Here is a 25758-nt window from a genome sequence, read left to right as displayed (position 1 = left end):
CGAGATGCCGCCCCGTTCTACTGCTCCGCGCTCACCTCGTCGGCCCACAGCTCCTGCCCCGGGAAGATCACCAGACTCTGGTGACCCTCGACGTCGACCGCAGCCACGCCGAAGAAATAGTTGTCGATGATGACGTTCTCGAGCGTGTACTCGGTTACGTTGCCCACCCACATGGAGCGGGTCCAGCCGGCCTCTGTGGGCCTGCGCCAGAAGACGCGGTAGCCTGCCAGATCGGGAGCTTCAACCGGCCTCCATCGCAGTGTCGTCGAGGGCTCGACCGCGCCGCGAATCGAGACACCCGAGGGCGCTGGCGGGGCCCATGCCAGCGACGCGAGCGTCGCCGCATCGAGAGCGGTTATCGACGCGGCGTAGTCGAAGTTCACCCCCTCGATCACGTCGCCATATCGCACGCCATCCTCGACGCGCAGGTCCTGGTGCTGGCGGGTGTAGTTCTCGTGTGCTTCCATGAGGCGCACGGCCGCCGGGAAGCCCGCGAGGAAGAACGGGGTGTGGTGTCCTCCACGGCCGAAGCGGTCAAGCCGGTAGATGATCTCCACCCTCAGGTTCGGGAAGTACGTCTCCGCCACCCGTGCAATGTAGCGGGCGAGCTGCCGCGCGGGTGTGTCCAGCTCGCCCCCGGTCGACAGGATGCGCCGGAGCTCCGCCTCCGAGGTGGCCGGATGGAGCCCCGGTGCAAACACGCGCGCCGTGGTGTTGTCGATGACACCCGTGATCCCGGCGATGTTGCCGATCATGTCATTGTTGATGACCGCCTCGATGCGCCATCCCTCCTGACGGGCGTGCCGCGCGAGGATCTCCCCACCGTAGAGACCCTGCTCCTCACCCGACAGCGCCGCGAAGGCGATCGTGGCGTCGGCGGGGTAGCGACTGAGCACCCGTGCCGCCTCCAGCAGAGCCGCGACGCCGCTGGCATTGTCGTTGGCACCCGGGCTGTCGCTCCTGGCATCGTTCACGTCCGACACCCGCGAATCGATGTCGCCGGTGAGGAGGACGACCCGGGACGGGTCGCTCCGCCCCCGTAGCATTGCGACCACGTTCACGATCTCCACGTCTCTGGGAATGCGGTTGCTGGTGCCCGCGGACACCACCTCGGAGACGTACCGCACCTCGAGACAACCGCCGCAGCTCTCCGAGATCCGCTGGAATTCCTGGTAGATCCATCGTCTCGCCGCGCCGATCCCGCGACTGTCCGAGATCGTGTCGGAGAGGGTGTGCCGGGTACCGAAGCCGGCCAGCGTGCGGATGTCGCGCTCGATGCGGGCGGCGGAAACCGCTCCAACGATCTCACGAATCCTTGGATCCTCGAAGGCCGGCACCACCCCCGATGGCGGCCGGACGGCTGCAGGAAGCGGCGGCCGCACGGAGGGCACAGCGGCAGGCGGCGAGCCCCGCCCGCGGGAAGCGACGGCCGACGTGGCGCAGGCGCCGACGACGAGAACGAGAAGGAGCGCGAGCGGATAGAGGTGTCGGAACCTGGAGGTCATCGTGAGCTCGGGTTGGAGGTGGAGCCTCGGGGCGCCGCCCGGGGGCGCGCGCTTTGCGCCGCACCTGGCCTGGCGACGAACTGCTTCCAGGGAACCATGACCACAGACTACGACGCCGTGGTGATCGGCGGGGGACCAGCGGGTCTGGCCTGCGCGCTGTGGCTGGCCCGGTACCGGCTGCGCGTGCGCCTCTACGACTCGGGCGATCCGCGGAACGCGCCGACCTGGGCGGTACACGGCTATCTCGGTCTGCAGGATATAGCACCGATGGAGCTACGACGCATCGGCCGGGCGCAGGCGGCGGACGCGGGGGCGGAGATCGAAGCGGCGACCGTGGCGCGGGTTACCGGAGAGTGTGATGCTTTCCAGGTCCATCTGACCGATGGCCGGCGGGTGAGCACCCGTCGCGTGGTCTTTGCGACCGGCCTGCGCGACATCATCCCGGAGATTGCCGGTCTGCATGACTTCTACGGCACCAGCATCTGGCACTGCCCCGACTGCGACGGGCCGAGTATCCAGGATCGCATCGTCGGCGTGATCGGGTGGGGGCGGTCGATTGCTGCGTTCTGCATGGAGATGCTGACCTGGACCGACCGCCTCACGATCCTCACACACGGCCATGACGCCGACCTACCTCCGCGCGCGCGCGAAGCGCTGGAGCGCTTTGGCATCGACGTCCGGACGGATCCGATCGAACGCCTGGACGGGCGGGATGGAACGGTGGAGCGGGTGATCTTCCAGAACGGAGATCCCCTGGAGGTGGAGGCGATGTTCTTCCACATCGCCTACGGCCCGGGGTGCAGTATCCCTGCCGAGCTGGGCTGCGCCGCCGACGAGGAGGGCCTGTTGAAAGTGAACGTCGACCACGAGACCAGCGTTCCCGGGATCTACGCGGCTGGGGACATCACCCACGGATCGAAGCTCGCCATCCGTGCGGCGGCGGAGGGGACGCGCGCCGCGATCGGAGTACGAAGATCACTGATACCCCCGGAGCGGCGGGTTTGAGCGAATTACGAATTACGAATTACTAGTGATGAATTTTGAATTTTGAATTGGGGAGCCGGCGGCATTCATTCGATCCTCTGAGGATTTCACCGCTGCCGGTTCGGGCCTGTCATTCGTAATTCGTAATTCGTAATTCGTAATTCGTAATTCGTATTCGTAATTCGTCTTTGTCCAAGTCAGCGCGAATCTGTATCGGACCGCCTCTCTATCGGCGCGCCCTCCGGCCACAGCCGGTACCGTCCGCGGAGCATGGGGGCGAGGGCCGCGAGCATGCCGGAAACCGTCTGGAAGCGGTCGGCGGGGTCGGGGGCCAGGCAGCGGAGGATGAGCCGCTCCAGCTCGGGATCGAGGTGGGCGAGGTGTTCGCGCGGCGGCACGGGCGGGGCCAAGAGTTGGGGATAGCGGTGCTCCAGGTCGCGGGTGCGAAGAGCGGGGCGCCGACCGTCGAAGGGGGCCGGTGGTACGACACCGGCATCGGAGTCGAGCCACTCCTCCTCCCATTCCTCCTCGTCCACGTCAGGATTGTCCGTCGGCCAGCGACCGGTGAGCAGTTCGTACAGCAGGACGCCGAGACCGTACACGTCGGTCGCGGGGGTGAGCTTTTCACGACGCACCTGTTCGGGCGCCATGTAAGGCGCAGTCCCCAGGCGGTCCGCGGGGCGGCGGTCATCGATCTTCCGCACCACGTCGAAGTCGACCAGGATCGGGATCCCTTCGCGCAGCAGCACGTTGCCGGGCTTCAGGTCCCGATAGAGGAAGCCCTGTCGGTGCAGGTAGTGAATGGCCGCGCCGACGTGCATCGTCGCCCGAATGGCATCGGGCATATACAACCGCCGCTTCGGGAGCGACTCGAGCACGTCGTAGAGGGTGGGTCCGGCGAAGTACTCGAGCAGGAGGTAGGGACGGCCCTCCACCACCCCGCTGCCGTAGAGGCGCACGATGTTGGGGTGCTTCAGCCGCTTGAGGACTCGTTCCTCGCGGCGGAAAGAGGGGGGTGGGACGTCTCCGTCGAGGTGAGCGGGGGCGACGAGCTTGCCGGTCAGGGCGCACCAATGCTCGTTGCTCCAGACCTGGTACAGTTCCGTGATGCGCCCGCGGGCGAGATGCCCGATGATGGTCAGGTCGCCGACCCGGTCGCCTACGTTCAGCGAGAAATCGGCACGTGGACGCACGGGCTCGTGCGCCCACCGCCGCGCCGCAGCCAGACCTTGATACCGCGGGCGCGACACTCCTGGATCGGTCATCTCGTTGTGCGTGTGGGGTATCGTGGACCGCGGCGTCACCTTTGCAACCCGCGTACCGCATGCCGCTCGCCACGGCCGGAACTGCCCCGCAACCGGCGGGTAGACAGATCGATCACCCATACCTTCTCCTGGAGGTATCATGCGCCGTTCCCTGCTCCTCGCCGTCCCCCTGCTCTTCGTGGCCGTGGCCGGGGAGGCTCAGGCCCAGGATTGGCGGCCGCCGTCGAGCCAGATGCCGATGATGCCGCGAAGTTCGGAGATTCGCGGCGACGACTGGCTCGGCTCCCGCAGCGAGTGGTTCCGGGGATTGGACCGCGTGGCTGGAGTTGCGGCTTCCGGGCTCAGAGCCAGCGGCGAGCCCCGCGGCGGCAGCGAGTTTGTACAGGTCGCCCGCTTCACCAGCGGCCCGCTCCCGGTGGTCGTCTGGAGCGACCGCAACGGCGACAATCGCGCCGACATCATCGAGATCTTTCGAGGCGGCAGCGTCGTCGTTCAGTTGATCGACGCGGACTACGACGGCAACGCGAACGTGATCCGCACCTACGACGCCTCGGGTGAGCTCATCAATCAGGAAAGATTCTAGCGTCTCCCGCCCTCCGGCGAGCGGACCTGCTCGCCGGATCTGCCGGGTCAGCCCTCGTCGGCCCGTAACGGAGTTCCTGCCGAGGCGTTCCATCCAGTCAGTGCGCAGATGCTCGTAAAGGACCGAATGAGGCCCCGGCCAATCACCGTCACGCCGGACGACTCGCTCGCGGACGCCCTCCGGTTGACCCGTGCCCATCGGATCCGCCACCTGCCGGTCGTGCTGCAGACCGGGGAGCTGGTGGGCATTCTCTCGGATCGGGATATCCGGCTCGCCATGCCGTCGCCGCTCACCGTTTCTGACGAGGAGCGAGCAGGGTTTCTCGAGCGGACGCCGGTCGGCGCGGTGATGACGCGAGAGGTGATCACCGCCTCGCCGCTCGAGACGATCGAGGACGCCGCCCGGATGCTGTACCGGCATCGCATCAGCTCCCTGCCCGTGGTGAACGCCCGAGGCGACCTGGAAGGGATCCTCACCGAGACGGACATTCTCCACGCTTTCGTTCGGCTGCTCGGCGGCACGCAGGCGTGCTCGCGCATCGAAGTGCAGATGGCCGATCGGCCGGGGGAGCTGGCGCGCGTCCTCCGCATCGTGAGCGAGCAGCTCGAGCTGAACATCGTGAGCCTGTTGATCCCCGCGGCGCCTCCGGGACAGGATCGAACCGCGGTCATCAACCTGGCGACGATCGACCCCCGTGAGGCGCTGAACGCCCTCTCCGATGCCGGCTTCCGGGTCGGCTGGCCGGCACTGGGAAACGACCTCCAAGCCCCCTCGCCCGGATGAGCATCGAGGCCGCGCTGGTGTGGGACCCGCGATACATCGAGTACCGCTTTCGTCCAGACCACCCCTTCAACCCGAAGCGGCTGGAGCTGACGGTATCGCTCATCGAGGAGCTGGGCTTGCTGGACGCTCCTTCGCTGCGGATGGTCGAGCCGAGGATGGCGGCCGATGAGGAGCTCCTGCGGGTACACGATGCGGAGTTCATCGAGGCGGTCAAGCGACTGGGAAAGGCGCAGGACGTTCGCGACGAGGAGGGGTGGCGCTGGGGTTTGGGGACGGAGGACAACCCGATCTTCCCCGGGATGCACGAAGCGACGGCGACCATCGTCGGCGGGACCCTGCGGTGCGCGGAGATGGTCATGTCCGGCGAGGTCCGCCGCGCCTTCAACGTGGCGGGAGGCCTCCACCACGCGCACCGCGACCGGGCGTCTGGCTTCTGTATCTACGACGACCTGGCGGCGGCAATCGCGTGGATCCGGGAGCGCTACGACGCGCGCGTGCTCTACATCGACTACGACGCGCACCACGGTGATGGCGTTCAGGGGATCTTCTACGCTGATCCCAACGTCCTCACGCTCTCCATCCACGAATCGGGGCGTTACTTGTTCCCCGGCACCGGCTTCGTGGACGAGTTAGGGGAGGGAGACGGCTACGGCTATTCCCTGAACCTTCCGCTCGAGCCGCACACCAGCGACGCGTCCTGGCTCAGTCTGACCAAGAGCCTGCTGCCGGAGGTTTTCGAGGCCTTCCGCCCCGAGGTGGTGGTCCTGCAGAACGGTTGCGACGCCCACCTGCTCGACCCGCTCACCCACCTGCGCTGCAGCACCCGGATCTACGAGGAATTCGTGAAGTTGTGCTGCGAGCTGGCCGAGCGGCACTGCGAGGGGCGGGTGATCGCCACCGGAGGCGGCGGGTACGCCGTCTGGAGAGTCGTGCCGCGCGCGTGGACGCTGGTCTGGGCCTCGCTGACGGGGCAGCGTGCCAGCGACCACATTCCTCGAAGCTGGCTGGAGCGCTGGCAGGGAGAGAGCCCGGTGCTCCTGCCCGACCGCCTTCGCGACGACCCGGAGGCGATCCGCGCCGCTCCCCAGGAGGAGGAGATCGCCGCCACCAATCGGCGGATGCTCGAGTCCCTTCGACGCACTGCCATGCCCGTCCTCCGCGGGTGGGGCCTGGCATTCTGAGGCGCGCAAGGTGGCGACCCATTCTCCCGACCAGGCGAGCGCGCGCTCGCGGTGGATTCGCGACAAGACGGGCGAGACCTTCGAGGTGCGCCCGTACCAGCCGCGCGACCGCGCGGCGCTCGAGCTCTTCTACAACGATTTCGAGCCCAAGCGGGCGGCGCAGGGGCTTCCGCCGAAGGATGCAGAGCGGATCTCCCGCTGGCTCGACGCGATTCTACCCCAGGGTTTGCACCTTCTCGCCTTTCACAATAAGCGTCTGGTGGGGCACGCGTTCCTGGTGCCCACCGGCGAGGAAGGGATCGCCGAGTACGCCGTCTTCATCCACCAGCAGCACCGCGGGCGCGGGCTGGGAACCGAGCTGAACCGGACGGCGGTGGAGGCGGCGCGCGAGGCGGGGCTGCGCGGCCTGTGGCTCTGCGTGGAGCCGCACAACCGGGCTGCGCTGAGGTCTTACGAGAAGGCCGGCTTCACCCTCATTCCGGGCACGATCTTCTCGCCCGAAGCCGAAATGCGGCTTACCTTGTAGGCGTCTCGATCAGGCTCGCGGGGCCCGCTCCTTGCTCCTTCGGAACCGGAGACCGCGCGAGGTCACGCTCCACATTCCCGATATGGCATGAGAGGTCTGATCTCGACTCCCGCGCTCGCGGGAGTATTGCTGTTGGCGCTCGCGGGATGCAGCGACCAGCGAGCGGCGGCCGATGTAGCCCCGATCTCCAGCCTCGCGGCAGCCTCCGACTCGGTGTCCGTAGCGCCGCCGGTGGACAGCGCCGCAGCCGCCTCGGCCGAAGGGCCGGGGGTAGAGACGGTTGTACCACCGGCGCCCCTGGACAAAGCTCCCGCCCAGATCCGCGGACTCTACCTCAACGCCTACGCCGCGGGATCGCGCCGCCGGTTGTCGAACCTGATCGCGATCGCCGATACGACCGAGATCAACGCCTTCGTGGTCGACGTGAAGACCGAGGCGGGCGTGCACTTCTCGACCCAACTGCCACTCGCAAAGGAGCTGCAGGTGGAGGGCGAGAACACGCTGCGCAACCTACAGGCGTTGGTGGACACCCTGCACAACCACGGCATCTACGCCATCGCCCGCATCGTGGTCTTCAAGGATCCGATCCTCTCAAAGGCGAAGCCGGAGTGGTCGATCCGCACCCCGGACGGTTCCCTCTGGGTGGACAAAGCCGGGAATACCTGGGTGAGCTCGTGGGACGAGAACGTCTGGGACTACAACATCTCCATTGCCGAGGAGGCGGCGCGGGCGGGATTCGACGAGATCCAGTTCGACTACGTCCGCTTCCCCGAGCCGTACGCCAGCCTGCCCCCGCAGGTGCATCCCGCAGCCAGGGGTACGCGCACGGATGCGATCGCCGCCTTCCTGAACGAGGCGCGGCGGCGCCTTCATCCACTCGGCGTGATCGTGGCGGCGGACGTCTTCGGGCTCTCTCCCAACGACCCGCGCGACGTGAACATCGGGCAGCAGTGGGAGACGCTGGCCTCCACGGCCGACCACATCCTCCCGATGATGTACCCGTCGCACTACCTGCCGACCCACCTGCCGGGAGTGCGGACACCCGACAAGATGCCGTACGAGACGGTCTTCAAGTCCGCTGGGATGGCGCGCCTGCGCAACGACCGGATGCGAGAGGAGGGACTGAAGCCGGCGCGCGTGATCCCGTGGATACAAGGATTCACCGCGACGTGGCTGTCGCAGCATCTGGACTACGGTCCGGAGGAGCTGCGGAAGCAGAAACAGGCGGTCTACGACGTGGGCTTCGACGACTGGATCATCTGGCACCCGGGCTCCAAGTACGAGCACCTGGTGTCGGGATTGGAGCGCGAAACCCTACCGCGCGCCGCCGCAGCCTACGAACCGCCCCCTGAGGTGCTGGCGACGGTCGATCTCTTCGAGAGCCGGGGCGTGCGGGAGGCGAGGCAGAAGGCCGCCCTGCAGGCGAAGGGCATCACGGAGGAAGACGCGGTGGCCACTGAGGTCAATGACGAAGCATCCTCTCCTCCAGCGCCCGCCACAGCGCCCGGGTGATCTCACCCGGCGCGCCGCTTCCTACGACGTGGCCATCAAGCCGGACTAGGGGCTGGACGTCGGTGGTGGTGCCGGTCGCGAAGAGCTCCTCGACATGCAGCAGATCGTCGCTGAGCAGGGGCTCCTCGCGGACCGCAATGCCGAGCTCCCGCGCCATCTCCAGCACGATCGAGCGGGTGATGCCGTGCAGGATGTGCGGAGTGGCCGGGTGAGTCCTCAGCTCCCCGCCAATCACGCCGAAGACGTTGGAGGAAGCTCCTTCCGTCACCACCCCCTCGCGCACGAGAACCGCCTCGAAGGCGCCGGCCTCCACCGCTCGCTGCTTGGCCATCACGTTGGGCAGCAGGTTCACACTCTTGATGTCGCAGCGCGCCCAGCGCAGGTCGGGGAGGGTGATGGCGCCCGCGCCCGCTTCCCGCAACTCGGTGGGTACGCGGAAGGGGGCGGCGTAGGCATAGACCGTCGGCGGGGTGCCCGCCGGCGGGTAGGCGTGGGTGCGCGGCGCCGCTCCCCGCGTCACCTGCAGGTAGACCGTGGCGTGGCCTCGCCGCAGATCGTTTCGCTCGAGTAGCCGATGGGCGATCTCCGCGAAGGTCGCGGCATCGAGCCGATCCCTACAGTCGATCGCGATTGCCGCAAGGCCCTTCTGCAGACGAGACCAGTGGGCGTCCAGAGCGAAGAGCCTACCCTCCACCGCGCGGCAGACCTCGTAGACACCGTCGCCGAACAGAAAACCTCGATCATCGAGCGGGAGGGACGCCTGCTCACGATCGAGGTATTTTCCGTTCAGGTAGACGATCGACACGTCACTCTTCGGCGGCCAGCACGACGAGGTCGTTCACCTGTCGTCGCAGCGCCTGCATCCGGTTCGGTCCACGCGGTTCGAAGGTACGGTTGGAGAGCAACACCGTCCAGGTGCCGCGCACCGGGTCCACCCAGAGCGACGTTCCGGTGAAGCCGGTGTGGCCGAAGGAGCTCGGTGACATCTCCTGGCCGGCCGCTCCCGCGCCGCGCGGATCGGGCGTGTCCCAACCGAGGGCGCGGGTATCCGCCCCCGGCTGTCGCCGGGTGAAGAGGCGCAGGGTTTCCTCCTTCAGCACCCTGACGCCATCCAGCTCACCCCCGCTGGCGAGCATCGCCGCGAACCGAGCCAGGTCGTGCGCGGTGGAGAAGAGTCCCGCGTGCCCGGCGATCCCTCCGAGCTGCTGCGCCAGGGGATCATGCACGATCCCGCGGTGGAAAGACCCGTCGCGGCGCTGCAGGGTGGGCGCACACCGGTCGCACCATTCTCCGGGAAGAAAAGTGGTGGAGCGCATCTGCAGCGGCCCGAACACCCGCCGGTCGAGGAGCCGATAGAGGGGCTCTCCCGCGGCTTTCTCCGCCGCGGCCGCCAGAACGATAAAGCCGATGTCCGAGTAGACGACGCGCGAACCGGGGGCGCGCACGAGCGGCGTGGCAATGGCCCGGGCCAGCGACTCTTCCGGCGTAGCGGCACGGATGGAGGCGCCCGCAGGCAGACCCGAGGTGTGCGTCAGCAGGTGGCGGATGGTGACGTGGTCCTTGCTCCCCCCGGAGAAGGCCGGTAAGTAGGTCCGTACCGGCGTGTCCAGCCCGATCTTTCCATCCTCGTACAGCAGCATCACGGCCGTCGTCGTCGCCACGACCTTGGTCAGGGAGGCGAGGTCGTACACCGTCAGATCGGGGTCGACCGGAGCTGATCCCGCATACCAGTCGAGGTGCCCCACGCCCTCCTCCACCACGACCTGGTCGCGGCGTCCGATGGCGATCGCGGCTCCGGGGAAGCTCCCCCGGCGGATCGCGCGCTCCACGCTCTCGACCGCCCGGGTCAGGTCGGCGGCCTTGAACCCGGCGTTCTCCGGGGCCACCAGCGTGTGGTGGATCTCCGCCGCTATTTCGGCGGAATCAGAGTATGGCAGGTCGCGACCCGGAGCCGAGACGGCATCGACCGGTGCCGCCACGACGAGTGACAGTACGGCAGAGAGCAGGATCATCTGACGGAAGTGTGAACTACCAGCCGGAACCGGCGGGGGTGCCAGCCTGAGGCAGGAGAAGGGAAAATATGAATTTACCGCTCCCGCCGTCAAGGAGAGTACGGGTGGCGGCAGCGATCAGCCGCTGGCGATCTCCTCCAGCTCGGCCCAGCGCGCGTAAAGACTCTCCACTTTCGCGCTGGCCTCCTGGAACGCCGCGGTAACCGCTGCCACCTCTTCTGGAGTATCGGTATACAGGCCAGGATCTGAAAGCCTTTGCTGAAGCCGCGCGAGCTCGGCTTCCGCCTCCATGATCGCTCCCTCCAGTTGCTCCAGCTCGCGCTGTTCCCGATAGGTGAGCCGACGGGGACGAGGTGTGTTGGAGTCCTTCGCAGCCGGTCTGTTGTTCGATGCCTCGCGGCGTGGCGCTTCGGTGGCCTGCTTCGCCTCCCGTAGGCGTCGGTAGAGGCCGTATCCACCTTCGTGGCGGTGCACCACGCCGTTTCCCTCGAAGACCAGCAGCCCGGTCGCGAGCTTGTCGAGGAAGTAGCGGTCGTGGGTCACCACCAGCACACAGCCGGGAAAGTCCACCAGCGCCGACTCGAGCACCTGCAGCGTGACCAGGTCGAGATCGTTCGTCGGCTCGTCCAGGATGAGCAGGTTCGCTTCCTGGAGCAGCAACCGCGCGAGCAGAAGCCGATTGCGCTCCCCGCCCGAAAGGCTCCGCACGCGCTGCTCGTGGATTTCCGTGGGAAAGAGAAAGCCCTCGAGGTAACTGCGCACGTGCGTTCGCCGCCCACCGACCTCCACCCAATCACCCTCCGTGAGCGCAGAAATCAGCGACGCGTCCGGGTCCAGATCCTCGCGTTTCTGGTCGAAGTAGGCGATGCGGGTGTTGAGGCCGATCTCGACCCGCCCGGAATCGGGCTCCAGCTCACCCAGGATGAGGCGGAGCAGTGTGGTCTTTCCGGCTCCGTTGGGCCCCACGATCCCGATGCGCTCTCCCCCGCGAAAACGGGTGCTCAGGCCGTCGATCAACAGGCGGTCGCCGAAGGATTTCGACAGGTGGTGGAGCTCCAGCACCGTGCGACCCAGCCGCGGAGGGACGCCGAAGCGGATCTCGGCCGCTTCCCGGGCAGGCACGCGGTTCTCCACCTGCTCCCGACGCGCCGCGTCCAGGCGTTGCAGGCGGGCTTTCTGCTTCCCGGTGCGCGCGGAGGGGGAGCGCTTCGCCCAGGCGAGGTCCTGCTCGATCAGCTTCGCCCGCTTCTGCTCCTCCGCCGTGGCCCGCGCCTGCCGCTCCGCCTTCGCCTCCAGGTACTCGGTGTAGCCGCCCGTGAAGGGGGTCAGTCCGGCGCGGTCGACCTCGATCATTCGCGTCACCACGCGGTCGAGGAAGTACCGGTCGTGGGTGATGAGCAGCACCGAACCGGGGTACTCGATCAGGTGCTCCTCCAGCCAGAGGGTGGTGTCCGCGTCGAGGTGGTTGGTGGGCTCGTCGAGCAACAGGATGTCGGGCTGCTGGAGAAGCACCTGGGCCAGGGCCACTCGTTTGCGCTCCCCACCGCTGAGTCCCGCCACCGGACGGTCCCAGCGATCCAGCCCCACGTGCGTGAGCACGGTCTCCACCCGGTGCTGCCAGTGCCACCCGCCGAGGGCCTCGATGCGCGCCATCAGCTCGCCCTGACGCGCTAGCAGCCGGTCGGCGTCGTCGGAGCCCGCGGCCAGCTCCGCCGCGACGCGATGATAAGCCTCCAACGCTTCTTCCATCTCCGGGTGGCCCGAACGGACGGCCGAACCGATCGTGGCGCCCTCGGCGAAATCGGGCTCCTGGGGCAGGTAGGCGATGCTCGCGCCACGGCGCACCGCCATCGCTCCCCGATCGGGGCTTTCCAGTCCGGCAATGATGCGGAAGAGGGTGGACTTTCCCGATCCGTTCACACCGACGAAGCCGACCTTCTCCTTCTCCTCTATGGAGAGCGAGACGTCGTTGAAGAGGGTGCGGGTGCCGAACGACTTGCTGAGGTTCTGGAGGCTCAGAATCGACATGGAGCGGGACGGTACAACCCTGTGTCTGCAGATGGACAGCAACGGGACAGAAGCCGACAGGCGCCGGCCTGACGGCGTGCTACTAACCCGCTGACGGCGGGCGGTTCGCCTACGCTCGCTGGATCTCTTCCAGGTGGCAGCGATCTTGCCGCCAGGGGCGTCATCATGGCATCACCCGATGCACTTCCTCTCATCGGGTCGCCACCACCTTCCACCACCACCTCCGATCGTATGGCTTCGCGTCGACAAGACCGGGATCGGGGTGAGTGGTTGCGAAGGTGCGTCCAACAGATGCACCTTCTGGTTCTCGGACGTGCTCGCCTCAGCCGGGCGAACGGCAGGGTCCGTGAGGTCGTCCTGCAGGGGTGATGGCACGAGCCAACGATCTCGGGCTCCTTCCAGCAGAGCCCGATGTGAAAGCGGGCGAGGTCCGGGGAGCTATCCGCAGGCGTCCACCCACGTGGGGCTGATATTCAGCACCTATATTCCTGGCAGGGCGATGTCGCCGCGGCAGACGGGTTTCGTGGAACCCGGTGCGGGCGTGGTGGCTATCACTGCCAGAGCGGTAAGCGGAGCGTCCGATCGGTACCGGCCGGTCACGTCCTCCCTACGCTTCATCATCCGCGCGAGCGGCGCAGGGCCCCGATGCTGTTCTACTACCTCATCTTCCTGTTCGTCACCGTCTTCGCCAAGTTGATCCTGGCGATGGTGATGATTTATCTCCTGCTGCCGACCGATCGCCGCTGTGGCGAATGCGACGAGGAGACCCTCCTGCTGGAGGATCATTTGCTCGTTCGACTCGTCAGCCGATTCACGCCCGGTCGCTTGCAGCGCCGCTGGTGTCCGCGCTGCGGTTCCGAGGCTTTCTGTCGCCCGCCGATGGGACGGCGCGCGGCAGCGCAGCAGGTGAGCGACCGCATACCGATACGCGTACCCGATGACGATCTCGAATAGCCGTGCCGTACCCTTCACCGAGCTCCCCGACGATGCCCGGATCTGGATTTTCGCTTCACCCGAACCCCTCTCCCGCGAGCAATCGTCCGGCCTGCTGGAGCGGGTAGACGAGTTCCTGGAGGAGTGGCACGCTCACGGCCACCCGGTAGTCGGGGGCCGCGACTGGCGCTACGACCGCTTCCTGGTTGTCGGCGCCGACGAGCGGGCGACCGGTGTCTCCGGATGCTCGACCGACGCCCTCTTCCGTGTCTTCAAGGCGGCCGAGCGCGAGCTCGGGATCAGCCTGCTGGACGGGTCACTCGTCTGGTTCCGGGAAGGAGGGGAGATCCGCGCAACCACGCGCGCCGAGTTCCGTCGCAAAGTACAGGCGGGGGAGGTGGGGCCCGACACGATCGTGTTCGACAACACCGCCCGCACCGCCGGCGACCTTCGCGCTGGCCGCTGGGAGCGGCCCATGCGCGAGAGCTGGCACGCGAAGGCCTTCGCGTAAGCCATCACGTATCACCGCACGCCCCCGGAGCGCAGACGCTTCGGGGGCGTGTTTGTTGGCTCGCGCCAGGGGGTGGCGTGAGACGGAACCCTCCGGATGAAGGGATCTATTGGTGCGGGACGTCCAGCACGAGCCGCGCAGGAGCGCTGAGCTCGGTGACGCGGAATGGGGCGGGCCTCGTCAGGCGGATGATCCATTCCACCTGGCCCTCGTAGTCACAGATGAGGCGGAGCTCGCGCACGGCGGGGAGGTCGAGCGTGCGTGAGCGCTCGCGTACAGTGGGGCGACCCCGCTCGTCGTGCGCCTGGGAGGGTTCCAGGCGAACCCTCAGCCAGTCATTCCCTTCCACCTGTACCACCTGGCCAGAGCCGCATTGCCGGATCGGCGGCTCCGCGCGCTCCACCCGATAGCCGGGAATCCGACCGCCCTCGAACTGGAAGACCACCCGGTCGTAGTCGTCGGTCCGAGCACTGCGAACGCTCTCCAGCAGGGCGATTCCCTCGACGTCCGCCTCCCGTTCCTGCGGCTCTGTCGACCAGTCCTGCGAAAGAGAGGAAGAGTCCCGCAGCGGGATCCACGGTTCGGTGTCCTGCGGGCGTCCGGGACGCAGGCCCGACGGGGTGGTATCCTCTGCGACATCCTCCGCGGTATCCTCCGCCACGGGGACAACCTCCACCACGGGCACGCCCGTGTCGGGCGCGATCGTGTCGCCCGGGGCTCCGAAGAGTGTGGTGTCGATCGGAAGGCCGGGAGGCTCGGCCAGGTCCACCGACTCCTCCTCTTCCGTCTGGAGCGGAGTCGTGTCGCGCGGGAGGTTGGCGAGCGCCTCTTGCAGAGCGCGACGCTCCTCTTCGGCGTCGGTGCATCCGAAGAGGAGCATCACCAGCAACATCGTCAGGAAGACGATCGTCGATCGGGACTTCATCGTGTTTCAGTCAATGCGTTCGCCGGCTCACCCCTCACGTCCCTGCGCCGCCAGCTCCGCGATCTCCTCCGACTCCACTACCCCGCCGGTGCCCCCCTGGTGCGCCAGACGGAGCATGGCCACCGCGACATCACGGGCAGTGATCGGCCGGTAGCGTCGCAATCGGCCTATCATCAAGGGCGCTAGCGGTCTGGCCACAGCGGCAGCCAGGCGCTCACCGACACGGAACTCCTCTCGCTCCCCGAGGAGCAGCGACGGCCGCAACACCCAGACGGCACGGAAGGGAAGACGCTTCACGGCCGCCTCCGCTTCGCCCTTCACCCGATTGTAGAAGATCCGCGACTGCGGATCGGCTCCCACCGCCGAGACCATCAGGAACTGCTCCGCCCCTTCGGCGACCGCCAGCTCCGCCGCCTGCAGCGGGTAGTCGTAGTCGACCCGTCGGAAAGCGGCCTCACTCCCCGCCCTCGCCATCGTGGTCCCCAGACAGCAGAAGATGTCGTCGACGGCGAAGTATGCGGCATGGGAGCCGAGGTCCTCGAAATCCACCCTGTGCGTCTCGAGCTTCGGGCTCCGCCGCGGCACTGGCCGGCGAGCGAGCACGCGCACCCGCTCGTAGGAGTCGTCGGCGAGCAGGAGGTCCAGGCAGTGGGATCCGACCAGGCCGGTCGCGCCCAGGAGGAGCGCGCTCCGACCCGTCGATGGTGTTTCCAGATCGGCGGTCACCGGGCCGTCGCCACCTCCGCCTCACGTTCCTTGCGGGCCATCTCCACCACTTTCTGCACCTCACTGTGCGGCAGCTCTTCGTAGGAGCTGAACCGCCGGGTGTGGATCGCGCGGCCCTGCGTGAGCGATCGCAGGCTGGTCGCGTACTTGTAAAGCTCGGCCTGTGGGACGAGAGCTTTCACTCGTTGCGTCCGCCCGGCGGGCTCGATCCCGAGAATTCTCCCGCGGCGCTGGTTGAGGTCGCCGATCACATCGCCGAGGAACTCCTCGGGGGTGAACACCTCCACCTCCATGATCGGCTCGAGAATCACCGGGTTCGCTTTGGCTGCCGCATCCTGGAAGGCGAGGGAGCCAGCGATCTTGAAGGCGATCTCCGACGAGTCCACCGTGTGGTAGCTGCCGAAGAAGCACTCCGCCTCGAAGTCGACCACCGGGAAGCCAGCCAGGATGCCGCGCTCGGCCGCCTCCTGGATCCCCTTGTCGACCGCGGGAATGTACTTGCCCGGAATCACCCCGCCCACGATCGCGTCGGTAAAGCGATAGCCCTCGCCGCGCGCGAGCGGCTTGAGCCGGATGTGGCAGTCTCCAAACTGTCCGCGCCCGCCGCTCTGCTTCTTATGACGCCCATGCCCCTCGGCAGTTGCACGGATGGTCTCCCGGTACGGGATCCGCGGTTCGCGCATGGTTACCGCGACATTGTATTTGCGGCGCATCCGCTCCAGCGAGACCTCGAGGTGCATCTCGCCACAACCCCGGGCGATCGTCTGCCTCAGGTTGGGGTCGTACTCGGCCGAGAAGCAGGGATCCTCCTCGTGCAGCATGTGCAGCGCATTCGACAGCTTGTCCTCGTCGGCCCGGTTTTCCACCGAGATCGCCACCGCGATGTCCGGCTCGGGGAAGTCGATCCCGGTCAGCTTCAGCGGATGCGCCGGTGACGCCAGGGTGTCGTTGGTGTGCGTGTTGCGCAGCTTGGCGACGACCCCGATGTCCCCAGCCCGGAGCTGATCGACCTCGATGCGCTCCTTGCCGAGAGCGATGGAGAGGTGCGAGAGCTTCTCGGTCTGACCGGTAGAGACGTTCAGCAGCTCGTCTCCGCTGCTCACCGAGCCACCGAAGATGCGGAAGAAGGAGAGCTCGCCCACGTGCGGCTCGCTGGTGGTCTTGAAGACCAGAGCGCAGAGCGGGTCGCTGTTGAGGCTCCTCAGCTCCACCACGCTCCCACCACGCCCCTCCGCGACCTCGGCCGGGCGCTCCTGCGGCGAGGGCATCAACTCCACGATCTCGGTCATCAGCGTGCGCACCCCCCATTCGCGATTGGGCGCCCCGCAGAAGAGAGGGAAGAGCTCGCCCTCCAGCATCGCCTGCTTCAGCGCGTGCGCGGCTTCGTCACGGGTGATCGTATCCCCCTCGAGGTAATGTTCCAGCAGCTCGTCGTCCGTCGCCGCGATCGTCTCGATCAGCTCCTGGTAGTACTTCTGCTCGATCTCGCGGTATTCGTCCGGGATCTCCTGCTCCTCGAAGCGCCCGCCGTCCGCATCCTCCAGGTAGATCTGGGCTTTCTCGGTGAAGAGGTTGATGATGCCGCGGAAGCCGTCGCCGCTACCGATGGGGACCTCGACCGGGATCACCTTGTCGGTTAGATGCTCCTTCACGTCGCGGAAGACGTTCTCGAAGTCGGCGTTCTGGCGATCCATCATCGAGACGAAGAGGATCGTTGGCAGGTGCCGATTCCTCAGCAGGTCCCACGCGCGCTCGGTGCCCACCTCGACCCCCGCCGGCCCGGAGATCACCAGCACCGCACCGTCGGCAACACGCACCCCGGCGCGCGTCTCGCCGTTGAAATCGAGGTACCCGGGCGTGTCGATGAAGTTGATCTTGGCGTCCTGCCACTCGGCGAATGCCAGGGTGGTGTTCATGGAGATGCCGTGGGCGATCTCCTCCGGGGTGAACATGGTCAACGCCGTGCCGTCATCGGTGGAGCCATGGCGGCGAGACGTCCCCGAGGCGTGACAGCAAGCGTCGATGAGGGTCGTCTTTCCCGCGCCGCCATGGCCAACTACAACCACGTTGCGAATCCGATCTGTCGTGTAGAGCGATGCGGCTGGCATGCTTCCCTCCGGAGCTGGAGATACGGCAGGAACGAGCTTTGGGGGGTGTAAATCGCAACCTAGGCCCCCCCGGAATCAGGGTCAAGCAAAGGCACCACTACTTCTTGACTGCGCTCTCGATGGGTCCCGGCCGCTGCTGTTCGCGGCGCTTTTCCCCGATGATCTCGGATAGCGAGGCTTCGTCGATGAGGTCGATCGACACCGCATGGCGCGCCGCGGTCACGGTATCTGCAGCCAGGATCATCTCGACGCCCATCCCGGCCAGCTCGGCCTTGAGCGCCTCCAGTTCGGCGGCCCGCTCCTCGGACACAGCCACCTCTCGGATGTAGATAGCCAGGATGCGGCCGGGGTAGCGCTCGGCCACCTCGCGGTAGATTTCGGGGTCCTTCTGCCCGCTGTCGCCCACCAGCACGAAGGGCAGGGTTGCGTGCGTCTCGAGGATGTGCTCGATGGAGCGCAGTTTGTGCTCGCGGTGGCCCAGCGAGAGCAGCACTTCCTTGGCGATGCCGTAATCCTTGAGAAATAGGGGGCCCGCCGGAATCCCGTGGACCTCGAAGACCTCGTGCAGGAGGTCATAGAGATTCCACGGGCTGCTGGAGACGTAGAAGATCGGGTTGGTGACGTCGCCGGCGTCGCCCCGGTGCAGGGCGCGGTAAAAGGCGGCTACTCCCTCGAAGGGAAGCCGCGTGCGGGCGTTGGTGAGAAACACCAACCGTAACATCCGCAGCAGGTTGGTGACATCCGTCTTGACGACTGTGTCGTCGATGTCGCTGATCACCCCGAACTGCGACTCTCGCGGAGGGACCAGCACCGGAGCCTCCGCGACGACCGGGGGCTGATCCTCGGCCAGTGGATCGAGCAGTTCCAGCTGCACCGTCCGCCACACTTCGCGACCCGCCGTGAAGGTGTGGGCGTCGAGCTGAAGCTCGAAGTAGCCCTCCTCGTCGGCGACGACCTCGAGGGAGGCGTCACCGGCTCGCGCTCGAAGGCGCGCCGCGGGCACTTCGTCGGTCTCCAGCCGTCGAATCGTGTTCGCAAGGTTGCGCCAGGCGCTATCATGCTCACTGGCGGGAGGGATCGGGTGGCCCTGGAGTACCCGGCCGCGAACGAAGAGGGTGTCGCTGGTGCCGTGCCCGCGATAGGGAACGATCCGGTACGGGCCTGAGCCTCGTCGCCGATACCTCATCCAGTCGATGGCGGACTCGAGCTCGCCGAGCACCCGTGTTACCGCCCGCAACCCTCTTCGCATTCCTTGTCGGGTGAGAGAAAACAGAACCGCAGCCGCCGATGCAGGAAGCGTACAATCCGCTTGTGCCGACCCGCCACCCCACGGCGTACGGCGCGCGGGCGGTCCAGGTTTGGAACAAGCGATGAAAGCGCCCGAAGCCCTGCTGTTCGACCTCGACGGAACGCTCGTCAACACCTACCGCCTCTACCTGGAGGCGTACCGGCGGGCGGTCGCACCCGTTCTTGGCCGTGAACCGACCCTCGAGGAGATTGCCGCGCGCACCCCCTCGGCCGAGCGGCGCTTTCTCATGGAGTGGGTGGGCGAGGAGCACGCCGACCGCTGTCACGACGACCTCTGCAGACACTACGCGGAGCTGCTAGGCGCCCTCGGACGGGGACCGTACGAGGGCGTCCGCGAGATGCTGACGGCGCTCACCTCCGCCGGGTACCCCCTGGGCATCGTCACCGGCAAGGGGAGACGTATCTGGGAGCTGACCGAACCGTGGGTGGGCGGTCACCACTTCGAGGTCGTGATCACCGAGGACGACGTGGCGCACCCGAAACCGCATCCTGAGGGCCTGATCCTCGCCGCCGAGCGGTTGGCGATCCCCCCCGCGAAGGTGGCCTACATCGGCGATTCGCTTTCCGACCTGGCGGCGGGTCGGGAGGCAGGCATGGCAGTGGGTGCCGCCCTCTGGCCGAAGACCGATGCCGAAGACCGCGAGTCCTTCCTTGCGGCGGTGCCCCGGTACGCACCCGACTGGCTGTTCGAGAGCCCGGCCGATGTGACTCGCCGTTTCGCCTCGTGGTGCTGAGGGATTTTCGCAGCCCTCCTGGGCTCTTCTATATACTTGCGGCCCCGTCCCGCGCGTATTCACTTCTCAGCGCACGAAAAACCCATCCCCCAGGAGATACCGATGCGAATCAACCGTTGGGGTTTGCTGCCCCTGCTGGTCGCGGGCGTGGCGGCCTGCGCCGGAGAGGGTGAGACCGCGCAGACCGAGTCCGCCCAGACGACTGCCGGGACCTCTGCGCAGTGCGAGCCTCTGGAGAAGAGGGAGGCGAACGCACCCGACCAATCGCCCGCCTTCCCCGGCCAGACCCGCGCCTGCGGGGTTCAGTCCAACGTTGACTTCCAGGTCACGGTCCTGGCGACGGGACTGGAGCACCCCTGGTCCGTCGAGCCGCTGCCGGATGGCGATCTGCTGGTGACCGAGCGCCCGGGGCGCATGCGTATCATCTCCGCGACCGGAGAGGTGGGCGAGCCGGTTCGCGGGATTCCCGCCGTGTTTGCGGAAGGGCAGGGCGGCCTGCTGGACGTGGCGCTCAGCCCGAATTTCGAGAGCGACCGCACGATCTTCTGGAGCTTCAGCGAGCCGCGTGAGGAAGGGAAGAACGCCACCAGCGTTGCGCGCGGCGTACTCTCCGAGGACCGCAACGCCGTCGAGAACGTCCAGGTCATCTTCCGTTCGCTGCCGGCGTACAACGGGCGCAACCATTTCGGCTCGCGCCTCGCCTTCGGGCCAGACGGGATGCTCTACGTGACCACGGGCGAGCGGTCCGATGCCCCCATGCGGGAGCACGCGCAACGCCTCGATGGACACCTCGGAAAGGTGATGCGGATACGGCCGGACGGCTCCGCTCCGGACGACAACCCCTTCGTCGGGCAGGAGGATGCGCAGCCGGAGATCTGGACGCTGGGTCACCGCAACGTCCAGGCGGCCGCGTTCGATCCACAGGGTCGGCTATGGACGGTCGAGCACGGTACGCGCGGCGGGGACGAGCTCAACCTGATCGAGAAGGGGAACAACTACGGCTGGCCGGTCCAGGCCTACGGGATCGAGTACAACGGCGACCCCCTCCCCGGCGTGCCGCAGCCGGAGGACGGTAACTACGTCCAGCCCGTGTACTACTGGGATCCGGTCATCGGCCCCTCGGGCGCGCAGTGGTACACCGGGGACGCATTCCCCGAGTGGCAGGGGAGCCTGTTCATCGGAGCGATGCGCGAGACGCGGCTGGTTCGGCTGACGATCGACGGCGATCGCGTGACCGGGGAGGAGCATCTGCTCGCCGACCGCGGGCAGCGGGTCCGCGACGTCCGGCAGGGTCCCGACGGGCTGCTCTACCTGGTGACCGACGAGGACAACGGCGAGCTCTGGAAGATCGAGCCGCGACAATAGTTACGCTGGCGGACCATTCTGTCCCACCAAGAGGGGACGCCTCCAGCGAGGCGCCCCCTCTTGGCATCTCATTCCTCGCGGATCGCCTCCAGCGGCGTCCGCGCGAAGACCTCCCGGCTTGCCCAGAGGCCGACCAGCACCGCCAGGCCCGTCACCCCGACCGCCAGAACCAGGAGCGGGGTGAAGACCGGCTCGAACTCGGCGTCCAGGAACCAGCGGCACACACCCCAGGCGGCGGCGATCGCGAGCAGGATTCCGGTGACCGCAGACAGCAGGCCCAGCAGCAGATATTCCGTGAACAGGATCGCGCCGATCTGGCCGCGGGTGGCTCCAATCGTCTTCAGCAGGACGCTCTCCCGGATCCTTTGTAGCCGGGTCGTGGAGATCGCGCCCAGCAGGACCACGAACCCGGTGGCGATGGAGAACGCCGCCAGGAAGCGGATCACCGCCGCCACCTGCCCGAGCACCTCGTCCAGCGCGGCCTGGATCTCAGTGAGATCGAGCGCGGCCACGTTGGGAAATTGCACGACCACGTCGCGCTGTATCGCGGCGCGCTCCTCGGCGCTCTCCGCCCGGCTGAGGACCACCCACGTCTGCGGAGCCCCGCGCAAGGCGGCGGGCGGGAACACGGCGAAGAAGTTCGGCTCGAAGCGCGCCCAGTCTACCTCGCGCAGGGAGGCGACGCGCGTGGGAATCCTGACCCCCTGCACGTCCCAGTCGATGCGATCGCCGATGTCCACCCCCAGGTCGCCGGCGATCTCCACTTCCAGGGACACCGGGTACACGCCGTCACCGTCGGCCGCCCCTTCCCCCTCCCACCATCGCCCTGAGGCCATCGCCTCCGCGGGGCCGACCTCCTCGCGGTAGGTGGAGCGATACTCCCGGCGCAGCGCCCAGCGCCGCGGCCTTCTTCCCTCCTCCCCATCGGCCACCGCTTCGCCCTCCTCGGCCACCCCTCCCTCCTCAGCGGTTTCGTCCTCGTCGCGCTGAAGCTCCTCCACCTCCTCTCCCCGGATCGCGGCGATGCGCATGGGGATGATCGGGGCCCTACGCGTGACCGGCAGACCCCGCTCGGTCAGCAGCGCCTCCAACGCGGGGCGTTGATCGTCCTGCACGTCCCAGAAGAGCAGGTTGGAGCGATCGGCAGAGGCATCCGTGCGCAGCGGCAGCAGCAGGCTGTGTTGGATCAGCACCAGGGTCGCGAGCAGGAAGACACCGAAGCCCAGGGCCACGGTGACGGTGCGAGTCTGGTTACCCGGTCGGTACAGGTTGGCGAGACCCTGCCGCTGCGGGTAGGCGAGCGCCTGCCGCGGTGCGCGGCGGACGGCGCGGATGATGGCCCCGGCGAGCGCCGTCAGCAGGAGCAGGGTGCCGGCGACCCCCGCCGCCAGGCCCGCCCCCGCGCGAAAGCTGGCCACCTGCCAGGAAATGAGCAGGAGCACGCTGCCCGCGAGCGCTCCCCAGAGGCTCCACCGCGCCAGATCGCGGGGCGCCGGCGGGATCGGATCGACTCGCCTCCGAAGTGCCCCGAGAGGAGAGACGCCTCGCACCCGCAGGAGCGGGAGGAGGGCGAAGAGAACGGCTGTCCACAGCCCGATCCCCACCCCGACCGCGATCGACCTGCCGTCTACGGACACGGCTGCCTGCACCGGGAGCAGCTCGGCAGCGAGACGCGGCAGAACCCACTGGATTCCACCGCCGACCGCGGCTCCGATGGCCGCGCCGGCCAGGCCCATCACCGCCGCCTGGGCCACGTAGATCGCCAGAACCTGGCCCGCCGTCGCCCCCAGACAGCGCAGCACGGCCACCGTGTCCACCTTCTCCGCGATGTATGCGCCCATCGCGCTCGCCACCCCGATGCCACCCAGGAGGAGGGCGAAGATGCCTACCAATCCGAGGTAGGAAGAGAGACGGCTCAGCGCCCGGGAGACGTCGCGCTGCTGCTCGGCGGCGGTCTCGCTCCGTACGCGCTCGGCCCGAAACTCCTCCCGGTGTCCCTCCAGCATGGCCTCGACCACCTCGGACTGATCGAGGCGGATGTAGGCTGCGTAGTCGATCCGGCTGCCGAAGTCGATGAGCCCCGTTTCGTCGAGATACTGCGCGGGGATGTAGAGGCGGGGAGCGAAGGAGGAGGCGATCTCCACATCGCCTGGAACGCGCGCGAGAGCTCCGATCAGCTCGAAACGCGTGGAGCCCACGCTGATGGAGTCACCCTCGCGCGCCCCCAGGGCGGCAATCAGAGCTGGATCGGCAAGCGCGCGTCGCCCGTCGTGCAACTCGCCCCAGCGCCCCGGCGGGTTGGTCTCGATCACCCCGTAGAAGGGGTAGCCCGGCTCGGCGGCCCGCACCTGCGCGAGCCGGGTCCCTCCAGTCCGGGGGAGGAGCGCCATCGAGGCGAAGGAGGTGACCTCCGCGACCGGCACATCCGCGGCCTCCAGAGAATCGAGCAGCGCCCGGGTGCGGGGTCCGAACGGTTGCCGCGACGCCAGCTCCGCGTCGGCCCCGAGCAGCGCCTTGGACTCGTTCCGGACCCCGCGCTCCAGGCTGCGCGAGAAGCCCTGCACGGCCACCAGGGCGGCCACGCCGAGCGAGATTGCCGAGAGAAAGAGCAGGAGGCGCCGCCGGGCGAAGCGGCTCTCACGCCAGGCGAGGGCGAAGACGTGCGAGAGCCTCATCCCGCGACCGTGTCGGCCACTACCACGCCGTCGGCCAGGCGGATCGTTCTCCGCGCCCGTGCCGCCAGATCCAGGTCGTGTGTTACCAGGACGAGCGTCGTTCCCGCTTCCCGGTTCATCGTCTCCAGCAGAGAGATGATCGCTCCACCGGTGGCGGCGTCCAGGTTGCCGGTGGGCTCGTCCGCGAACAGAATACGGGGCTCGTGGACGAAAGCCCGCGCGAGCGCCACGCGCTGCTGCTCGCCCCCGGAGAGCTGGGCGGGATAGTGGTCCAGACGATCGGCCAGTCCGACCCGGGCCAGGAGCTCCGCCGCCCGCTCGCGCGCTCCGTCCTCCCCTCGCAGCTCGAGCGGCACCTGGACGTTTTCGCGCGCCGTGAGCGACGGGATCAGCTGGAACGACTGGAACACGAAGCCGACGTTGTGGCGGCGGAAACGCGCGCGCTCGTCCTCGGTGAGCGTGCCGAGGTCCGTTCCGGCCAGCACCACCCTGCCGCGCGTGGGCGCGTCCAGCCCCGCCAGCAGGCCGAGCAGCGTGGTCTTGCCGCTACCGGAGGGGCCAAGCACGGCGACGAAGTCTCCTTCGTGCACACGCAGGTTGACTCCCCGCAGGACGGTGAGCGAGCGACCTTCGCTGCGATAGCTCTTTTCCAGGTCTTCGGCGATCAGCATGATGGAATCGATCGGGCGCCAGCTTCTGGCAATTCTCGCACTGGCGGTGATGATCGGCTGCGGGGGAGACGGGCGCAACAGCACCTCCGCGGCCGGTTCCGACAGCGCCGCCGGCGGCGCCGCCTCGGCGGCAGCCGTCGCGACGGACGAGCGCAGCACAGTCCTCGTTCTCGGCACCAGCCTCACCGCCGGGTTGGGGCTGCAGCCGGAAGACGCCTATCCGGCCCTCCTCCAGGAGCGGGTCGACTCCGTTGGTCTGCCCTTCCGGATCGTCAACGCCGGTGTGAGCGGCGAAACATCGGCGGGAGCCCTGCGGCGCCTCGATTGGCTGATGCGGCAGGATTTCGAGATCCTCGTGCTGGAGACCGGCGCCAACGACATGCTGCGCGGTATGGACCTCGACTCCACCCGGGCGAACATCCAGGCGATCGTGGATCGGGTGCGCGCTGAACGGCCGGAGGCGGAGATCGTCCTGGCGGGAATGCTCGCGCCTCCGAATCTGGGGAGGGAGTACACCGATCGCTTCCGGGAGATGTATGTGGAGCTGGCCGAAGAGAACGACCTCGCCCTCATCCCGTTCCTTCTGCGAGGGGTGGGCGGGGTCCCCGAGATGAACCAGGCCGACGGCATTCACCCGAACGAGGAAGGCGCGCGCGTGGTGGCTGACAACGTCTGGGAGGTGCTCGGGCCGATCCTGCGCGAGTGGGCGGGCGCCCTGTCCACCGCCCCGGCCGATGCCGGAGAACGGCACGGAGGCTCTGGTCCGGGGGCGCCTTGATGCACTGCAACGCAACCGGACCATCGGCCAACCGAAAGGGCTCCCGCCGCGCATCAGACGGCCTGCCCTCCGTCGTGGCCCGAGTAATCGCCCTCCTGGCGCTCCTGCTATCGCTCCTCCCCGCTACGGCCGGAGCGCAGGTCGGGGTGGACACCTTACGGACCGGGGACGACGTTCGCGTGTTCGCGCCCTCCGTGCGCAGCGGCCGCGTTCGGGGCACGGTCGTCCTCTACGAGGGCTCGACGCTGGAGGTGCGCGAACGGCGGACAGGGGCGCTCGTCTCCTTCCCGATCGCCAGCATCCACGCCCTGTCCCGCAACGAGGGCGTCGATCGGGGCCGCTCCTCCTGGCGCATGGCTCGCTTCGGGGCGTTCGTCGGCGGCGCAGGAGGTCTGGTTTCCGGGCCGCTGATCGCGACCTCGCGCGCACCGGAGCGCTTTGCCGAGGCGGTGGTGGTGAGCGGCGTGGTCGGTACCGCGGCTGGCGCCGGGATAGGAGCCATCCTCGGCATGATGTTCGCACAGGACCAGTGGCAGCACTACCGGATGCCGATTTCAGCCACTGTGACGTCCGTCCCCGGCGGTTTCGGGCTCACCCTCTCCGCGATCGTTCCTTGAAAGGACTGGCCCCCCACGCGTGGATTGA

The 25758-nt window shown here is 67.7% G+C and carries 23 protein-coding genes; 12 read left to right on the top strand and 11 right to left on the bottom strand.

The genetic code is table 11. The features are described 5' to 3' along the window. Positions 1–17 precede the first annotated feature (17 nt). Positions 18–1505 carry a M20/M25/M40 family metallo-hydrolase gene (locus tag VF167_00980; GenBank protein HEX6923973.1) on the bottom strand — a complete coding sequence of 496 codons (1488 nt, stop codon included), beginning with the start codon at positions 1503–1505 and terminating at the stop codon, positions 18–20. Between the two features lie 96 nt (positions 1506–1601). On the opposite strand from VF167_00980, the gene VF167_00975 reads away from it, so the two are divergent. Continuing rightward, on the top strand, positions 1602–2510 hold the full coding sequence (locus VF167_00975) for an NAD(P)/FAD-dependent oxidoreductase (GenBank protein ID HEX6923972.1): 909 nt from the start codon (positions 1602–1604) through the stop codon (positions 2508–2510). A 176-nt stretch (positions 2511–2686) separates the two neighbouring features. Here VF167_00975 and VF167_00970 read toward each other — a convergent pair whose 3' ends face one another. Next, positions 2687–3754, bottom strand: a complete 1068-nt coding sequence (locus VF167_00970) for a serine/threonine-protein kinase (protein HEX6923971.1) — start codon at positions 3752–3754, stop codon at positions 2687–2689. A gap of 139 nt (positions 3755–3893) precedes the next feature. Between VF167_00970 and VF167_00965 the strand changes: the two genes are divergently transcribed. From VF167_00965 to VF167_00945, 5 genes are all read left to right on the top strand, one after another. Beyond that, positions 3894–4337: a hypothetical protein gene (locus VF167_00965; GenBank protein HEX6923970.1), complete on the top strand. Its 444-nt coding sequence runs from the start codon at positions 3894–3896 to the stop codon at positions 4335–4337. Positions 4338–4463: 126 nt separating this feature from the next. After that, a complete protein-coding gene (locus tag VF167_00960; GenBank protein ID HEX6923969.1) occupies positions 4464–5120 on the top strand; it encodes a CBS and ACT domain-containing protein in 657 nt (218 codons plus the stop codon). Next, a complete protein-coding gene (locus VF167_00955; GenBank protein HEX6923968.1) occupies positions 5117–6301 on the top strand; it encodes an acetoin utilization protein AcuC in 1185 nt (394 codons plus the stop codon). The genes VF167_00960 and VF167_00955 overlap by 4 nt, the downstream gene beginning before the upstream one ends. Before the next feature lie 10 nt (positions 6302–6311). After that, the gene (locus VF167_00950) at positions 6312–6827 is read left to right on the top strand and encodes a GNAT family N-acetyltransferase (protein HEX6923967.1); all 516 of its coding nucleotides are present in this window, start codon (positions 6312–6314) and stop codon (positions 6825–6827) included. 87 nt (positions 6828–6914) lie between these two features. Next, a complete protein-coding gene (locus VF167_00945; protein HEX6923966.1) occupies positions 6915–8339 on the top strand; it encodes a putative glycoside hydrolase in 1425 nt (474 codons plus the stop codon). On the opposite strand, the gene dat is transcribed toward VF167_00945, so the two are convergent. The 3 genes from dat to VF167_00930 form a co-directional block, all read right to left on the bottom strand. Further along, positions 8290–9144 carry a D-amino-acid transaminase gene (gene dat / locus VF167_00940; GenBank protein ID HEX6923965.1) on the bottom strand — a complete coding sequence of 285 codons (855 nt, stop codon included), beginning with the start codon at positions 9142–9144 and terminating at the stop codon, positions 8290–8292. The two genes, VF167_00945 and dat, sit on opposite strands and share 50 nt — an antisense overlap. Position 9145: 1 nt before the next feature. Next, positions 9146–10351 (bottom strand): serine hydrolase domain-containing protein, encoded by a 1206-nt coding sequence (locus VF167_00935; protein ID HEX6923964.1) that lies wholly within the window; start codon positions 10349–10351, stop codon positions 9146–9148. Positions 10352–10468: 117 nt separating this feature from the next. Then, positions 10469–12379 (bottom strand): ABC-F family ATP-binding cassette domain-containing protein, encoded by a 1911-nt coding sequence (locus VF167_00930; GenBank protein ID HEX6923963.1) that lies wholly within the window; start codon positions 12377–12379, stop codon positions 10469–10471. A gap of 645 nt (positions 12380–13024) precedes the next feature. Between VF167_00930 and VF167_00925 the strand changes: the two genes are divergently transcribed. Together VF167_00925 and VF167_00920 are read left to right on the top strand one after the other, a co-directional pair. Next, entirely contained in the window at positions 13025–13333 is a 309-nt protein-coding gene (locus VF167_00925) for a hypothetical protein (GenBank protein HEX6923962.1), read from the top strand. Beyond that, positions 13317–13823 carry a hypothetical protein gene (locus VF167_00920; GenBank protein HEX6923961.1) on the top strand — a complete coding sequence of 169 codons (507 nt, stop codon included), beginning with the start codon at positions 13317–13319 and terminating at the stop codon, positions 13821–13823. Before VF167_00925 ends, VF167_00920 begins: the two co-directional genes overlap by 17 nt. 106 nt (positions 13824–13929) lie before the next feature. On the opposite strand, the gene VF167_00915 is transcribed toward VF167_00920, so the two are convergent. The 4 genes from VF167_00915 to VF167_00900 all read right to left on the bottom strand — a co-directional run bounded on the left by VF167_00915 (position 13930) and on the right by VF167_00900 (position 18831). Continuing rightward, entirely contained in the window at positions 13930–14748 is an 819-nt protein-coding gene (locus VF167_00915) for a hypothetical protein (GenBank protein ID HEX6923960.1), read from the bottom strand. A 27-nt stretch (positions 14749–14775) separates the two neighbouring features. After that, positions 14776–15474, bottom strand: coding sequence for an oxidoreductase (locus VF167_00910; GenBank protein HEX6923959.1), 699 nt, complete (start codon positions 15472–15474; stop codon positions 14776–14778). After that, the gene (fusA, locus tag VF167_00905; GenBank protein HEX6923958.1) at positions 15471–17582 is read right to left on the bottom strand and encodes an elongation factor G; all 2112 of its coding nucleotides are present in this window, start codon (positions 17580–17582) and stop codon (positions 15471–15473) included. Before fusA ends, VF167_00910 begins: the two co-directional genes overlap by 4 nt. Before the next feature lie 97 nt (positions 17583–17679). Beyond that, entirely contained in the window at positions 17680–18831 is a 1152-nt protein-coding gene (locus VF167_00900) for a phosphatase domain-containing protein (GenBank protein HEX6923957.1), read from the bottom strand. A 121-nt stretch (positions 18832–18952) separates the two neighbouring features. On the opposite strand from VF167_00900, the gene VF167_00895 reads away from it, so the two are divergent. Next, positions 18953–19624, top strand: coding sequence for an HAD family hydrolase (locus tag VF167_00895; GenBank protein HEX6923956.1), 672 nt, complete (start codon positions 18953–18955; stop codon positions 19622–19624). Positions 19625–19726: 102 nt separating this feature from the next. Then, entirely contained in the window at positions 19727–20989 is a 1263-nt protein-coding gene (locus tag VF167_00890) for a PQQ-dependent sugar dehydrogenase (GenBank protein HEX6923955.1), read from the top strand. A gap of 68 nt (positions 20990–21057) precedes the next feature. Here VF167_00890 and VF167_00885 read toward each other — a convergent pair whose 3' ends face one another. Beyond that, positions 21058–23664 (bottom strand): FtsX-like permease family protein, encoded by a 2607-nt coding sequence (locus VF167_00885; GenBank protein HEX6923954.1) that lies wholly within the window; start codon positions 23662–23664, stop codon positions 21058–21060. Next, positions 23661–24335 (bottom strand): ABC transporter ATP-binding protein, encoded by a 675-nt coding sequence (locus VF167_00880; protein HEX6923953.1) that lies wholly within the window; start codon positions 24333–24335, stop codon positions 23661–23663. Before VF167_00880 ends, VF167_00885 begins: the two co-directional genes overlap by 4 nt. Here VF167_00880 and VF167_00875 point away from each other — a divergent pair. After that, a complete protein-coding gene (locus tag VF167_00875) occupies positions 24334–25113 on the top strand; it encodes an arylesterase (protein ID HEX6923952.1) in 780 nt (259 codons plus the stop codon). The genes VF167_00880 and VF167_00875 overlap by 2 nt on opposite strands. Before the next feature lie 74 nt (positions 25114–25187). Next, complete coding sequence (locus VF167_00870) at positions 25188–25730, top strand: hypothetical protein (protein HEX6923951.1); 543 nt, start codon at positions 25188–25190, stop codon at positions 25728–25730. Positions 25731–25758: the final 28 nt, after the last annotated feature.

The sequence above is a fragment of the Longimicrobiaceae bacterium genome (genome assembly GCA_036375715.1).
GTDB lineage: Bacteria > Gemmatimonadota > Gemmatimonadetes > Longimicrobiales > Longimicrobiaceae > DASVBS01.
This window is presented reverse-complemented; position numbering and strand designations above follow the sequence as displayed.

Bases quoted from the DNA above. Each gene is read 5' to 3' on its own strand.
- VF167_00980 (HEX6923973.1), bottom strand. From the start codon at position 1,505: ATGACCTCCAGGTTCCGACACCTCTATCCGCTCGCGCTCCTTCTCGTT.
- VF167_00975 (HEX6923972.1), top strand. From the start codon at position 1,602: ATGACCACAGACTACGACGCCGTGGTGATCGGCGGGGGACCAGCGGGT.
- VF167_00970 (HEX6923971.1), bottom strand. From the start codon at position 3,754: ATGACCGATCCAGGAGTGTCGCGCCCGCGGTATCAAGGTCTGGCTGCG.
- VF167_00965 (HEX6923970.1), top strand. From the start codon at position 3,894: ATGCGCCGTTCCCTGCTCCTCGCCGTCCCCCTGCTCTTCGTGGCCGTG.
- VF167_00960 (HEX6923969.1), top strand. From the start codon at position 4,464: ATGAGGCCCCGGCCAATCACCGTCACGCCGGACGACTCGCTCGCGGAC.
- VF167_00955 (HEX6923968.1), top strand. From the start codon at position 5,117: ATGAGCATCGAGGCCGCGCTGGTGTGGGACCCGCGATACATCGAGTAC.
- VF167_00945 (HEX6923966.1), top strand. From the start codon at position 6,915: ATGAGAGGTCTGATCTCGACTCCCGCGCTCGCGGGAGTATTGCTGTTG.
- VF167_00935 (HEX6923964.1), bottom strand. From the start codon at position 10,351: ATGATCCTGCTCTCTGCCGTACTGTCACTCGTCGTGGCGGCACCGGTC.
- VF167_00930 (HEX6923963.1), bottom strand. From the start codon at position 12,379: ATGTCGATTCTGAGCCTCCAGAACCTCAGCAAGTCGTTCGGCACCCGC.
- VF167_00925 (HEX6923962.1), top strand. From the start codon at position 13,025: ATGCTGTTCTACTACCTCATCTTCCTGTTCGTCACCGTCTTCGCCAAG.
- VF167_00920 (HEX6923961.1), top strand. From the start codon at position 13,317: ATGACGATCTCGAATAGCCGTGCCGTACCCTTCACCGAGCTCCCCGAC.
- VF167_00915 (HEX6923960.1), bottom strand. From the start codon at position 14,748: ATGAAGTCCCGATCGACGATCGTCTTCCTGACGATGTTGCTGGTGATG.
- fusA (HEX6923958.1), bottom strand. From the start codon at position 17,582: ATGCCAGCCGCATCGCTCTACACGACAGATCGGATTCGCAACGTGGTT.
- VF167_00900 (HEX6923957.1), bottom strand. From the start codon at position 18,831: ATGCGAAGAGGGTTGCGGGCGGTAACACGGGTGCTCGGCGAGCTCGAG.
- VF167_00895 (HEX6923956.1), top strand. From the start codon at position 18,953: ATGAAAGCGCCCGAAGCCCTGCTGTTCGACCTCGACGGAACGCTCGTC.
- VF167_00890 (HEX6923955.1), top strand. From the start codon at position 19,727: ATGCGAATCAACCGTTGGGGTTTGCTGCCCCTGCTGGTCGCGGGCGTG.
- VF167_00885 (HEX6923954.1), bottom strand. From the start codon at position 23,664: ATGAGGCTCTCGCACGTCTTCGCCCTCGCCTGGCGTGAGAGCCGCTTC.
- VF167_00875 (HEX6923952.1), top strand. From the start codon at position 24,334: ATGATGGAATCGATCGGGCGCCAGCTTCTGGCAATTCTCGCACTGGCG.
- VF167_00880 (HEX6923953.1), bottom strand. From the start codon at position 24,335: ATGCTGATCGCCGAAGACCTGGAAAAGAGCTATCGCAGCGAAGGTCGC.